The 13,746-nt window shown below is 67.6% G+C and carries 9 protein-coding genes; 6 read left to right on the top strand and 3 right to left on the bottom strand.

Annotated features, from left to right (window positions below; translation table 11 throughout):
- Positions 1 to 31 precede the first annotated feature (31 nt).
- The 5 genes from treY to hemH all read left to right on the top strand — a co-directional run bounded on the left by treY (position 32) and on the right by hemH (position 7,810).
- Positions 32 to 3,139 carry a malto-oligosyltrehalose synthase gene (treY, locus tag JYJ93_RS35120; RefSeq protein WP_206798874.1) on the top strand — a complete coding sequence of 1,036 codons (3,108 nt, stop codon included), beginning with the start codon at positions 32 to 34 and terminating at the stop codon, positions 3,137 to 3,139.
- Complete coding sequence (gene glgX, locus JYJ93_RS35115) at positions 3,136 to 5,280, top strand: glycogen debranching protein GlgX (RefSeq protein ID WP_206798873.1); 2,145 nt, start codon at positions 3,136 to 3,138, stop codon at positions 5,278 to 5,280. Before treY ends, glgX begins: the two co-directional genes overlap by 4 nt.
- Before the next feature lie 36 nt (positions 5,281 to 5,316).
- Entirely contained in the window at positions 5,317 to 6,282 is a 966-nt protein-coding gene (locus JYJ93_RS35110) for a TerC family protein (RefSeq protein ID WP_206798872.1), read from the top strand.
- A gap of 66 nt (positions 6,283 to 6,348) precedes the next feature.
- Positions 6,349 to 6,732, top strand: a complete 384-nt coding sequence (gene apaG, locus JYJ93_RS35105; protein ID WP_014394392.1) for a Co2+/Mg2+ efflux protein ApaG — start codon at positions 6,349 to 6,351, stop codon at positions 6,730 to 6,732.
- Positions 6,733 to 6,742: 10 nt separating this feature from the next.
- On the top strand, positions 6,743 to 7,810 hold the full coding sequence (hemH, locus tag JYJ93_RS35100) for a ferrochelatase (protein WP_206798871.1): 1,068 nt from the start codon (positions 6,743 to 6,745) through the stop codon (positions 7,808 to 7,810).
- Here the strand turns inward: hemH and JYJ93_RS35095 are convergent.
- Together JYJ93_RS35095 and JYJ93_RS35090 are read right to left on the bottom strand one after the other, a co-directional pair.
- Positions 7,785 to 8,858, bottom strand: a complete 1,074-nt coding sequence (locus JYJ93_RS35095; protein WP_206798870.1) for a hypothetical protein — start codon at positions 8,856 to 8,858, stop codon at positions 7,785 to 7,787. The genes hemH and JYJ93_RS35095 overlap by 26 nt on opposite strands.
- A 94-nt stretch (positions 8,859 to 8,952) precedes the next feature.
- On the bottom strand, positions 8,953 to 10,986 hold the full coding sequence (locus tag JYJ93_RS35090) for a hypothetical protein (protein ID WP_206798869.1): 2,034 nt from the start codon (positions 10,984 to 10,986) through the stop codon (positions 8,953 to 8,955).
- Between the two features lie 229 nt (positions 10,987 to 11,215).
- Here JYJ93_RS35090 and JYJ93_RS35085 point away from each other — a divergent pair, with 229 nt between their 5' ends.
- Positions 11,216 to 11,923, top strand: a complete 708-nt coding sequence (locus tag JYJ93_RS35085; RefSeq protein ID WP_206798868.1) for a hypothetical protein — start codon at positions 11,216 to 11,218, stop codon at positions 11,921 to 11,923.
- Between the two features lie 756 nt (positions 11,924 to 12,679).
- Here the strand turns inward: JYJ93_RS35085 and JYJ93_RS35070 are convergent.
- Positions 12,680 to 13,741, bottom strand: a complete 1,062-nt coding sequence (locus JYJ93_RS35070; protein WP_206798865.1) for a DUF262 domain-containing protein — start codon at positions 13,739 to 13,741, stop codon at positions 12,680 to 12,682.
- Positions 13,742 to 13,746 lie beyond the last annotated feature (5 nt).

Genomic DNA, 13,746 nt, shown 5'->3' with positions numbered 1-13,746 from the left:
ACGCGCCGCGTCGGGCCTACCTCTGGGGCCCATGTTCCACGACGGTCTTGAGGCAGGGGAGCGTTCCGCGCGGCTGGCGGACGCGGATGGCACGCACACGACGGTGGAGGCCCAGGCGGACGACCTGTTCAGCCAGGTCCAACGCGAGCTGCAATCGCGCCGCGTCACGCCGCTGTCCACCTACCGGATGCAGCTGCACCAGGGCTTCACCTTCCAGCAGGCGAAGGCGCTGGTGCCGTACCTGGCGAAGCTGGGCGTGAGCGACTTCTACGCGTCGCCCTACCTCAAGGCCACGCCCGGCAGCACCCACGGCTATGACTGCGTGGACCACCAACGGCTCAACCCGGAGGTGGGCACGCCCGAGGACCACGCGGCCCTCTGTGACGCCCTGCGCGAGCACGGCCTGGGGCAGGTGCTGGACGTGGTGCCCAACCACATGGGCATCGAGCGGGACAACCGCCTGTGGCTGGACGTGCTGGAGAACGGCCCGTCGTCCGTCTACGCGAAGTTCTTCGACGTGGACTGGCAGCCGGTGAAGGACGAACTGGCGGACAAGGTGCTGCTGCCCATCCTGGGGGACCAGTACGGCATCGTGCTGGAGCGCGGCGAGCTGAAGCTGTCCTACGACTCCGGCGCCTTCTACCTGCACTACTACGACCACCGGCTGCCGGTGGCGCCGCGCCAGTACGCCACCATCCTCAAGCACGGCCTCGAGCGGTTGGAGAAGCAGCTGGGCGCGGAGTCGCCGCACCTGGTGGAACTGCTCTCCATCCTGACGGCCCTGGACCACCTGCCGCCGCGCACGGAGGTGAGCACGGCGAAGGTGATTGAGCGGCACCGGGAGAAGGAGGTCATCAAGCGGCGGCTGGGCGCGGTGGTGGCGGACAGCGCGGAGCTGGCGGCGTACGTGGAGGAGAACCTCCGGGTGTTCAACGGCACGCCCGGCAACGTGCGCTCCTTCGACCTCTTGGACACGCTGTTGCAGAACTGCAGCTACCGGCTGGCGCACTGGCGCGTGGCGGGCGAGGAGATCAACTACCGCCGCTTCTTCGACATCAACGGCCTGGCCGCCATCCGCGTGGAGGACCCGGACGTCTTCCTGGAAGCGCACCAGCGCATCTTCGAGTGGCTGCGCGAGGGGCGCGTCACGGGCCTGCGCATCGACCACCCGGACGGCCTCTTCGACCCCACCGCCTACTTCCTGGACCTGCAGGAGCGCTTCTTCGTGGAGCGGGCGCGGGCGCGCTTCGACGCCGGGAAGAAGGAGGGGGAGGACGCGCGGTGGCCGGAGGTGGAGGCGCTGTTGCGCGCGAAGTGGCGGCGCGAGGTGATGGACACGCCGGACAGCCCGCTGCGCAAGGCGCTCTTCGTGGCGGTGGAGAAGATTCAGGGCGGCCGCGAGCGCATCCCGGACGCGTGGGCGGTGCACGGCACCACCGGCTACCGCTTCGCCAACGCGGTGAGCGGCCTGTTCGTGCACCCGGCCGCGGAGGCGCACCTGACGGAGACGTACGAGCGCTTCGCGGGCGGCACGCAGGACTTCGCGGAGCTGGTGTACCAGAAGAAGCTGCTCATCATGCGCGTGAGCATGGCCAGCGAAATCAACGTGCTGGCGCACGAGCTCAACCGCATCTCGGAGATGAACCGCCGCACGCGCGACTTCACGCTCAACAGCCTGAGGCGCGCGCTGGTGGAGTTCATCGCGCTGTTCCCCGTGTACCGCACCTACGTGGACGGCTGGCGCGCGGAGCTGGACGTGCGCGACGTGCAGTACATCGAGTGGACCCTCCAGCGCGCCAAGGAGCGCAACACCACGACCAACGCCTCCATCTTCGACTTCCTGCGCGACATCCTCCTGGGCCGCTACCCGGAGCACGTGGGGGACGACGAGAAGGCCGTCATGCTGCGCTTCGCGATGAAGCTGCAGCAGGTGACGGGCCCCGTGATGGCCAAGGGCCTGGAGGACACCGTCTTCTACATCTACAACCGGCTGGTGAGCCTCAACGAGGTGGGCGGCGAGCCGGAGCACTTCGGCATGCGCGCCACCACCTTCCACCTTCGCAACCAGGAGCGCGCGGAGCGCTGGCCGGCGAGCATGCTCACCTCCAGCACCCACGACACCAAGCGCAGCGAGGACGTGCGCGCGCGCATCAACGTGCTCACGGAGCTGCCGGAGGTCTGGCGGGAGAAGGTGCGCGCCTGGGCGGACCTCACCCGGCCCTTCGTCAGCCACCTGTCCTCGGGGCCCGCGCCGTCGTCCAACGACGTCTACCTCTTCTTCCAGACGGTGGTGGGCGCGTGGCCCATGGGCGAAGCGGTGCCCCAGGCCGAGCTCCGGGAGTTCCACCGCCGCGTGCGCGAGTACATGGGCAAGGCCATCAAGGAGGCCAAGGTCCGCACGTCGTGGACCAACCCGGACGGCGCCTACGACGACGCGGTGGCGCAGTTCGTGGACGCCTGCTTCGACCCCGCCAGGGGCCAGGCCTTCCTGGATGACGTGAAGGCCTTCAAGCGCCGCATCGAGCGCGCGGGCCAGCACAACGCGCTGGGGCAGCTGCTCTTGAAGCTGGCCTCGCCCGGCGTGGTGGACACGTACCAGGGCTGCGAGCTGTGGGACCTGTCGCTGGTGGACCCGGACAACCGCCGGCCGGTGGACTACGCCCTGCGCGAGCGGCTGCTCACGGCGCTGGACGACGCGGCGGCGAAGGACCGGCCCACCCTGTGCGCCCGGCTGACCCGGGACATGGACGACGGGCAGGTGAAGCTCTTCGTCCTGGCGGAGTCGCTGCGGCTGCGCCAGAAGTACGCGGACCTCTTCCGCGGGGGCGGCTACGAGGCGCTGGAGCTGTCCGGGCCGCGCTCGCCCGCGGCGGTCGGCTTCGCGCGCACGCACGGTGACAGCGTGCTCATCGCCTGCGCGCCGCGTTACACCCTGGAGGCGCTGGAGTCCGGGGGGCTGGCGCAGGCGTATGACGGTACGTTCCTGAACCTTCCGGAGGCATATGCGGGCATGATGTTCCGCAATGTCTTCACCGGGAACACCGTCCGTCCCCAGCAGGGGCCGGGAGGCGTGGGGCTGGCCCTGGGGCCGCTCCTCGCGGAGTTCCCGGTGGTGCTGCTGGAGAGGAGCACTGGATGAGAAGGGCCGAGGTGCTTCCAGGGAAGCCGTTTCCCCTGGGCGCCACGTATGACGGGAAGGGCGTCAACTTCGCCGTCTTCAGTGAGCACGCGAAGAAGGTGGAGGTCTGTCTCTTCGACCCCGCCGACCCCAAGAAGGAGACGCGCCGCTTCCCGTTGCTGGAGACCACGAACCACGTCTGGCATGGCTACATGCCGGGCGTGCACGCCGGCTGTCTGTACGGCCTGCGGGTTCACGGTCCGTATGAACCGAAGAAGGGCCTGCGCTTCAACCCGCACAAGCTCCTGGTGGACCCCTACGCCCGCGCGCTGCACGGGCAGGTGGACCCCAAGGCGCCCATCCACGGGTACGTGCACGGGGGCAAGGAGGAGGACCTCGTCATGGACACGCAGGACGACGCCTGGGGCGTGCCCAAGGCGGTCATCCTGTCGGACGGGTTCGACTGGGAGGGCGACAAGCGCCCGGAGATTCCCTGGCACAAGACGGTCCTCTACGAGCTGCACGTCAAGGGCTTCTCCAAGCTGAACCCGCGCATGCCGGAGCACCTGCGCGGCACGTACGCGGGCCTGGCGCACCCGGCCTCCATCGAACACCTGAAGAAGGTGGGCGTGACGAGCGTGGAATTGCTCCCCATCCACGCCTTCATGGACGAGCCGTTCCTCACCCAGAAGGGGCGCTCCAACTACTGGGGCTACAACACGCTGGGCTTCTTCGCTCCGGACGCGCGCTACTGCGCGTCGGGCTCGCTGGGCGAGCAGGTGGCGGAGTTCAAGGGGATGGTGAAGCTGCTGCACCGCGCGGGCATCGAGGTCATCCTCGACGTGGTCTACAACCACACCTGCGAGGGCAACCACCTGGGGCCCACGCTGTCCTTCAAGGGGCTGGACGCCGGCGCGTACTACCGGCTCAGTGAGAAGGACCCGCGCTACTTCATGGACTTCACCGGGTGCGGCAACTCGTGGAACGCCACGCACCCGTACGCGCTGAAGCTCATCGCGGACAGCCTGCGCTACTGGGTCGAAGTGATGCACGTGGACGGCTTCCGCTTCGACCTGGCGACGACGCTGGGAAGAGACAGGCACGGCTACGACACCCGCGCGGCCTTCTTCCAGATCCTCCACCAGGACCCGGTCCTGAGCCGCGTGAAGCTCATCGCGGAGCCGTGGGACGTGGGGGACTACGGCTACCAGGTGGGCAACTTCCCGGTGCTGTGGAGCGAGTGGAACGGCAAGTACCGCGACACCATGCGCCGCTACTGGAAGGGCGACGACCGGCAGGCGGCGGAGATCGGCTCGCGCCTCACCGGCAGCTCGGACCTGTTTGCGCTGTCCGGCCGCAAGCCCACGGCGAGCGTGAACTTCGTCACCGCGCATGACGGCTTCACGCTGCACGACCTGGTGACGTACAGCCAGAAGCACAACGAGGCCAACGGCGAGGAGAACCGCGACGGCGCCAATGACAACCACGCCTGGAACTGCGGCGTGGAGGGGGAGACGAACGACCCCAAGGTGAACGCGCTGCGCGAGCAGCAGAAGCGCAACTTCCTGGCGTCCCTCTTCCTGTCGCAGGGCGTGCCCATGCTCGTCGCGGGGGACGAGATGGGCCGCACGCAGAAGGGCAACAACAACGCCTACTGCCAGGACAACGAGCTGTCGTGGGTGAACTGGGAGCTCAACGAGAAGCAGCGCCAGCTGTTGGACTTCACCTCCCGCATCATCAAGCTGCGCCGCGAGCAGCCGGTGCTGTCCAAGCGCCGCTTCTTCCGCGGGGCCCACATCTGGGACAGCGAGCTGAAGGACCTGGCGTGGTTCCGGCCGGACGGCAAGGAGATGAAGCGCGAGGACTGGGAGAAGCCCTATGTGCGCTCCCTGGCCTTCCTGCTGGGCGGGGACGCCATCGCCACGCCGGACGACGAGGGCCACCGCATCGTGGGGGACACCTTGCTGGTGCTGCTCAACGCGCACCATGAGCCCATCACCTTCATGCTGCCCGCCCTGGAGTGGGGCGCGGACTGGGAGCTGGTGGTGGACACCGCCGCCACCGGGGAGTCCCTGCGCACGCACACCCCGGCGGGCGGGAAGGTGCAGGCGGTGGGACGTTCCCTGGTCGTCTTGCGCAGGCCCGCGACGGAATGGGAGTAGCCGCCGGGGCCGTCCCGGAGTAGGCAGCGGGGCGTGATGACCCACACGCTCTGGCCCTGGGTGGCCTTCAACGTCTTCGTCCTGGCGATGCTCGCCATGGACCTGGGGCTGTTCCACCGCAAGGAGCACGCGGTGTCGTCGAAAGAGGCGACGCTGTGGACGCTGGTGTGGGTGAGCATCAGCCTCGCGTTCTGCGGAGGCGTCTGGCACTACGGCGGCAAGGGGCCGGCGCTGGAGTGGCTGACGGCGTACGTCGTGGAGTACGCGCTGTCGGTCGACAACCTCTTCGTCTTCCTGATGGTGTTCGGCTACTTCCGGGTGCCGCCGCAGCACCAGCACCGGGTGCTCTTCTGGGGCATCCTGGGCGCGTTCGTGATGCGCGCGGTGCTCATCGTCGCGGGCACGGCGCTGGTGGCCCGCTTCGAGTGGCTCATCTTCCTGTTCGGCGCGTTCCTCGTCTACACGGCCTCCAAGATGCTCTGGGCCAAGGATGACGACGACGTGGACCCGGAGGCGGGCTTCATCGTCAAGATGGCCCGGCGCCTCCTGCCGGTGTCGCGCCAGGGCGAGGGCAGCCGCTTCTTCGTGCACGAGGACGGCCGGCGCAAGGTGACGCCGCTGTTCATCGTGTTGCTGGTGGTGGAGGCCACGGACCTGCTCTTCGCCATGGACTCCATCCCGGCGGTGCTGGGCATCAGCAAGGACCCGTTCATCATCTACACGTCCAACGTCTGCGCCATCCTGGGCCTGCGCTCGCTCTTCTTCGTCGTCTCCAGCCTGATGGAGAAGTTCCACCTGCTGAAGGCCGCGCTGGGCGTCATCCTGGCCTTCGTGGGCGTGAAGATGCTCATCGAGCACTGGTACAAGATCCCCATCGGCATCTCGCTGGCGGTGATTGGCGGGTGCCTGCTGGTGGCCATCCTGGCGTCGCTGGTGTTCCCCAAGCCCCCGGAAGAGGAGAAGGCGCCGGAGACGCCCGCCCGGGAGCAGGAGCGCGGCTGAGGCAAGGGCCCAGGAGCCCCTGCGTTTCGCTTGCATCGGGCGGGAGTCGCTGCCAAGTCTTCCGCCATGTCCACCGCCACCACCGACGGCATCCGCGTCACCGTGGAGCCGACCTTCTGGCCGGAGCGCAGCACCCCTGAGTCCGGGCAGTTCGCCTTCATGTACAAGGTGGTGCTTTTCAACGAAGGCACCGTCCCGGCGCAGCTGCGGTCGCGGCATTGGATCATCACCGACGCCCAGGGCCACATCGACGAGGTGAAGGGCGAGGGCGTGGTCGGCCGTCAGCCGCACCTCAAGCCGGGCGAGCGGTTCGAGTACACGAGCTGGGCGATGCTGAAGACGCCCTTCGGCACCATGCGGGGCGGCTACGAGATGGAGCGTCCGGACGGCACGCGCTTCGAGGCGCGCATCGCCGAGTTCGCGCTCACGCTGCCGCACGCGCTGCACTGAGGCCTCGCGCATGCCTGTGCCGACCACGAAGCGGGGGCTGCTGCTCGTCAACCTGGGGACGCCGGACGCGCCCGAGTCCGGGCCGGTGCGCCGCTACCTGCGCGAGTTCCTCAACGACCCGCGCGTCATCGACATCCACCCGGTGGGGCGCTGGTTCCTCCTGAACCTCTTCATCCTCCCGTTCCGCCCCGCCAAGAGCGCGGAGGCGTACCGCAAGGTGTGGACGAAGGAGGGCTCGCCACTGCTCGTGTACAGCCGCGCGCTGGAGGCGCGGGTGCGGGAGCAACTGGGGGGCGACTACGAGGTGGAGCTGGCCATGCGCTACGGCAACCCGTCGCTGCCGGACGCCATCGCGCGGCTGAAGGCGAAGGGCGTGTCGGAGTTCACGGTGCTGCCGCTGTATCCGCACGAAGCGGCGTCGTCCTCCGCGTCTTCGCTGGCGCGCACCTACGAGGTGCTGGCGGAGGGCTGGGACGTCCCGAACGTGCGCGCGGTGCCGGCGTTCTGGGACGACGCGGGCTTCCTGGACGCGTTCGCGGCGGTGGCCCGGCCGGTGATTGCCGACACGCGCGCGGACCACGTGCTGTTCAGCTTCCACGGGCTGCCGGAGCGCCACATGCGCAAGAGCGACCCGACGGGACAGCACTGCCTGTCGTCCGCGGGGTGCTGTGACGCCATCACGCCAGCGAACCGGCACTGCTACCGCGCGCAGTGCTTCGCGACGGCGCGGATGCTGGCGCAGCGGCTGGCGCTGCCGGAGGGCGGCTACACGGTGTCCTTCCAGTCGCGGCTGGGGCGCACGCCGTGGGTGAAGCCCTACACGGACCTGGTGCTGCCGGAGCTGGCGGCGAAGGGCGTGAAGCGGCTGGCGGTGATGTGCCCGGCCTTCGTGGCGGACTGCCTGGAGACGCTGGAGGAGATTGGCCTGCGCGCGAAGGAGCAGTTCGTGGAGGCGGGCGGCGAGTCGCTGACGCTGGTGCCGTCCCTCAACGCCCACCCGGAGTGGGTGGACGCCGTGGTGCGGATGGTGCGCGCTTCGGACGGCCCGGCCGCTACGGCGCGGGCGGAGTCGCGGTAGGCGCGGGCGCTGCTTCCGCGGCCTGGGGCGCGCTGACGGGCGTGACGCGGGCCTGGTAGGTGCCCACGGGCAGGTTCACGGCGGGCTGCGCGGGGCCGTTGAGGGAGGTGGACAGGGTGCCCTCCCAGGAGCGCCACTGGCCGGCCTTCACCAGGAACTCGCCCTTGCCGGTGACCTTCACGGTGGCGCCCAGCTCGGTGCCTTCCGGCTGCGCGGCGGGGGCGGCGGGGGCGTCGTCCAACTCGTTGGGGACCTCGATGGCGGCGTTCTCCAAGCCCGCCTGCTTCGCGCCCTTGTCCTTCTTGGGGAGGGTGGGGCGCGGGGGGCTGAGGGTGCCGCCGAACTGCTCCACGATGTCGTACTCGAGCGTGGCCACCTGCTCGCCGTTGTCGCCCGGGGTGACGGAGACGAGCTTCACGCGGTTGTGGCGCTCGCCACCGGGGGCGCGGCGGAAGAGGGTGCCCAGGGCGTCCGGCGTGGTGAGCTCGGTGCCCAGGGCCCACGTCTCACCGGGGCGCACGGGGTCGCGCGGCAGCTCCAGCACCAGCGTGGCCAGGTTGCGCGCGGGGCCCTGGAGCCCGTCGATGATGAAGCCGCGGTCGCTGAAGGTGGCGTCCTCGGGCGCGCCCGCGTTGGGCGTCACGCGCAGCTGGCGCTCACCGGATTTGTCCAGCACGAGCACGTACGTGTAGTCGGTGGGGACGGGGGCCTTGGCGGCCTTGGGCGACTCGTTGGCGGGGGCGGCCTTGGCGCCCTTCTTCTTGTCGGCCTTGGCGGCCTTCGGCGCCGGGGCGGACTCGGGGACGGCCGCGTTGCGGTCCAGCGCCAGGTTGACGCGGAAGGAGACGGGAGCGTCCTGGACGAGCTTCCAGCGCAGGACGACGGCGTCCTTGGGGACGGCGGGCGCCTTGGGAGCGGGAGCGGCCTCCTCGGGCTCGGGCGCGGTGGCCCCCGGCGGGCGCGGGATGGGCTCCAGCTTGCCCGGAGCCTCCTGCTTGCAGGCGGTGAACGCGAGGGCGACGAGCAGACCGGACAGACTTCGCTTCACGGGGACACTCCTGGTGACCGTCGCGGGATAGCGGAGCGGACGGCGGTTGTAAAAGGGAGAACGGGCTTTGACGCGGCCCGGCGAAGTTGGGGGCTCATGGATGGGCCGGCGTGCAGGCGCGCAGGCCTTCCGGCGCGGTGGGCGGCGGCTCACCGGCGATGGACGCGAGGAGCGCGAGCTCGCTCGGGCCGGGCAGCGCGCCTCCGCAGGTGGTGGGACAGGACGCCACCCGCTCGTCGAAGCGCGTGCACCAGGCCTCGATGGGCGCGGGGGGCGGCTGGGGGCCCATGCCGCACCCGAAGAAGAATTGCCGGGTGCCTGGCGGGGGTGGGCCCAGGGGCCTTGATTGGGTGGCCATGCATTCCAGGGTGACGCGGACCTCCGCCAGGCAGGCCCGTGCCGCGGAGGGGCTGATGCCGGAGGCGTCATTCCAGTCAGCGGCGCCCGCCGCGGCGGCGGCCTGGAGGCGCGGGTCCCCGGCTCGCAGGATGCCGGACAGCAGGCGCTGCCGGTCCTCGGGGCGCAGGTTCCGCTCCGCGACGTTCCTGACGCGGGCGGCGGAAGGCGTGCCCTTCAGCGCCTCGGCCATCACGAAGACGAGGGCGTCGTAGGTCGGAGCAACGTGCGGGCTCCGCTGCGGGTCCAGCAGCAGGTCGAGGACCGCCTCGCGGCCACCCATCCGCTCCGCGTACGCGGGGGTGAGCAGCTTCGCCGCGATGGCGGGCGTGGTGGCGAGCCCTTCGAGCAGGCTGGGGTCGCGTGCCATGACCCAATCGAACAGGGCTTCGGCGCGTTCAGGACTCCCGAGGCCCAGGTTCACGCGCAGCAGTCGCAATGGCTCCACCGTCAGCGGCCCGAGCACGTCGATGACCTGCGCGGGAGACAGCGTCGCGACGTGGCGGGACAGGACCGCGATGGCGTCTTGTGGGCAGCGTGACTGGGCCTGGGCGATGACGCGCAGCCGCGCAGGCGTTGGGGCCAGGTCGTGGGCGTCGTGGAGCTGGGCGCAGGGGACGGTCCGGGCCCAGTCCTGGAACGCCGCCTCGCTGGCGGGGCGGCCGCGTTGCTGTTCACGCAGCAACTCGACGATGGGGGACAGGGCCGGGTGCTCACGGTGGGCGCGCTCGAGCCACTCCATTTCCAGGGACGTGAGCGGAGGCGCGGTCAGCGCCAGGACGCTGGGCCGGGTTCCCTTGCGCAGGAGCATGAGCGCGTCGATCCGGTCGGAGCCTCGTTCCGTGGTGGTTCGCAGGAAGTCACGCTGGAACGTGGTGGGCTGGTCCCAGAGCCACTGGACCAGCAGCGAGGCGCGGTCTTCGAGGACGCTGAACCGCTCAGGCAGACCGAGGCGTTGGGCCAGCGTCATCAACTCCAGACAGCGGGGGCCCGGGCAGGCCCCATCCCGGAACAGGAGGGGGATGCCCACGCGAAGCCCGGCGTCCCGGCAGCCGGGCTGGAGCACCGCGTCCAGGAGGCGGCCCTGGCTTGAGAGGAGGTCCGCGTGCTGGGCGCGCTGCTGGGCTGAGGCGGTGACGCCGCAGAGGAGCATGGCGGGCGTTGGCGGGCTCAAGGGATACAGCTCGCGCGCGGTGGGGTGCGCGTCGTACTCCTTCCTGGCGACGCCCACGCCCTGGCTCGCGAGGTTCACGAGCTGGGTGAGGGCCTCGGTGCACGGATGCGTCGGGGCGTAGGGCCCGGTGACGCAGTCGTACTCCCCGACGAGCTCGTGGTAGCGCAGGAGTGGATCCGCCGCCCGCCTCCAGGCTTCACAGTCCACGGGCGCCACGTGGGCGTTGGAGTCCGCGCGGGTGATGAAGCCGTCGCGGCCATCCAGCAGGAAGCGCAGGTTGCGCGTGGCGAGCGTGACGCCGCGCGCTTCGAGTTTCAGGGTGGTGTCTGGAGCGCGGCCTGCTTCGAGGACGGTGAAGACGAACTGGCAGCCGCCGACAGAGTGGGAGTCCGGCGCGGCAGGCCGGGTGCCGTCGGTGCAGGGCAGGGGAAGGAAGCCGACGACCGCGGGGATGTCGTGGCGGTCCTTCTCTCCGAAGAAGGCCTGCTCGGCGGTGTGGAGCGCGGAGAGTCCGCACACGGCTTCGGCGGAAGGGTCGGGACGTGTGGCGGATGCCATGGCCAGGACGACCCATAACCACCCCGTGGCGATGCCCATGCGGCTGTTCCCCTCTCCGGACATAGAGCCTGGGCGACCCGGGCTGCTTGCCGCAAGCCCCCGGGCGTCTGGTGACCCAGCTTCCGGGAACCCTCCGTATTCCTCTATGTCCGCACCCGCGAAGCGCGGGGGATGCCTGCGATGGATGCCTCCATGGGGAGAGGCCCGTGATTGCAATTGGAGCGATGAGATGAAGCTTGGGGCTTTGGGGTTGTTGGGGGTGCTGGGCCTGGCGGCGGGCTGTGCGTCGTCGAATCCTGACAAGCCTTCCGCGCTGGAGCGGCGGCAGGCGATTCGCGATGCGGCGGACAAGACCTACCGGAGCACGGAGGGGTTCCAGACGGCGCATTGGGGCATGTCGCCGGACGAGGTCCGCGCCGCGCTGCCCGAGGCGAGCGTGGCCCCGGATGGAACGCTGCGGCTGAAGACCACCATCGCGGAGCTGCCGGCGGAGGTGGCCCTGGGGTTCCTGGACAACCGGCTGGCGGCGGTGGACGTCTTCTTCCAGGACGTGGCGGATCCGCGCACCTTCCAGGCGCTGATGCGGGACCTGCTCACGCGCAAGTACGGGGAGCCGAAGACGGCCCGTGAGGTGAAGCGGCAGGTGAAGTGGGGAGACGTGCCCGTGCGCTTCGCCGCGGACCTGGCGCCGTTGCAGGAGGCGGACGAGACGGCCTCCGCGGCGACCCTGGAGAGCGCGCTCGCGGGGCAGGGGCAGTTCAAGGTGCTCAACCGGTGGACCACGCTGGAGAGCCACGTGAACCTGACGCAGTGGACGCTGCCTGCCCGGGGCCTCATGGCCATCCAGTATGAGAGCGCGAAATACGCGCCCAAGCGCGCGGGGCTCATCGGCCGCTACACCGCGAAGGCGCGCCAGGAGCTGGTGAAGGACCTCTGATCAGCTGTCGCGGGGCGCCGCCGCGCGGGACAGCCGGTCTCGCACGGCGATGCCCAACCTGTGATTGACACATTACCGACTTGCGCTCTGGTTCAGGATGCTTGAAATGCTTGTATGCTGATTCTCCGAACCAATGAATGCGTTACGCAGTCCTGTGGTTCTTCGCTAAACTGTGTTGCTGCGAAAAAATGCCTCGCCGCAGGGATGCTTATGTGAGGGAACAACGGGAAATGGGTGGTCCCTCTGTCCATTGAGCCACTGCATAGATGATAAATACGCCGGGATCAGTTGAATTGAAGGAAGGAGAGGCAGTTGCGGAACCAAGCCGCGAGCTTTGCGAGCAGAGTGGCCGCACGTAACTGCCTCACCGTCCTTGCTAGGTCCTCAATGGACCGAGGCGCAAGCCGACGAAGCAGCCGCTTGAGGTCTGCCCACCACAGCTCGATGGGATTGAGGTCTGGGCTATAGGTGGACAGGGACACCACGTAGACTCGAACGGCTTCGACTGGGCCCCAACATCACATTTCCAGCCTCTCGGTACAGCCGAAGGAGGCGACTGACTGTCGCCTCGCCAATGCCCAGCAGGCAGACAATCTGCGCATACGACAGGCCCTTGTCGTAGAAGGCCTGAACGATAGCACGTCGCAGCTTCTCCGGGGGGCGATGTCCATCGCTCATCCCCAGAGAAGATCGAGCCTCGGCAATCGCGTCAAACGAGCCCTGGGTTAGTGTCTTCATTCTCTCTTGAGAGAGGTGCTAAGGCTCAGTGCCTGGAATGGAAGGACGGCCCTTTGCTGGGCCAACATATTGGCGAAGAACGGCATATCTGTATTGCAGGGCAACCGCATCGTTTGGGCTTTGGGAAAATCGGTCAAACTCAAGTAGGCGGTAATCTGCCTTCGTTTCATTTTTCTCGCCAATCTCACGATTCTGTTTGCGCAGAGATTCGAATTCGGAAAGTGCCTTTCTGCTCAGGGTATCAAGCCATCCCTCGTTGGAAGCTGCGTGAAATAGATAGTAATACAATACAACCATCCCCGTGGATTTTAGGAGGCTGTCTTCATCAGTGAAGATGGATGCCATGGCGCGAAGAATCTTTGCGGCCTTTCGTCCAAGGGCATCTGCGTCTTTTTGCTCGGCATCGGTGAATTCATTTACGAATTCATCGAGGTATGCTTTCTTTGTGTCGAACAAGCCCTGTCTGTGTTCGATGTATAGGAATTTCGTCGACAGTTCAAAGTGGCGATAGCGGGTGTTGTCGAATGGTAATTTCTTCTTAAAGAAAGCCATTGAAGAGTGTTCGCGTGTTATTGGAGGGATTGGTCCAGGCCGTGCGTTGCGCTTTTCGGCGGCGTTAAGTGGCACCGCTTCATTGAGCCGTGAAAACATCTCCTCGATGTGGGTCAAGTCCTCTGTTTGGACGGAAAATATCGGCAGGGTGTAGCTGTCGAATTTTATCTTGATGTTTGGATATTCTCGAGCCAGTTCTTGATACGTGAGACCTCCAAGATTGATGCTTTTGTCGTGGAGATACTCGGTATCTTCATGTAGGGAGAAGCCGCCTGCGATAAATTGGAAAATGCTCTGCAGTCGCTGCTTGCCGTCGATTACTGCGAAATCAAACCTGTCTGCGCCAACGGTTTTGGATTTTCTGTATTCGTGGAAATAAAGCTTGGGGAGGTCGTATCCGTTTATTATTGAGTCGATCAGTAGCTGTCTCTTGGGGATGGGCCAGATATCTCCCTGTCTTTGATAGGGGGGGTCCATCCAAATCGCGTCTTTCATTGAATAGATGTATAGTATGGCGCTGTTCTGCATGGAGC

It is taken from the genome of Corallococcus sp. NCSPR001 (genome assembly GCF_017309135.1).
Taxonomy (GTDB): Bacteria; Myxococcota; Myxococcia; order Myxococcales; family Myxococcaceae; genus Corallococcus.
This window is presented reverse-complemented; position numbering and strand designations above follow the sequence as displayed.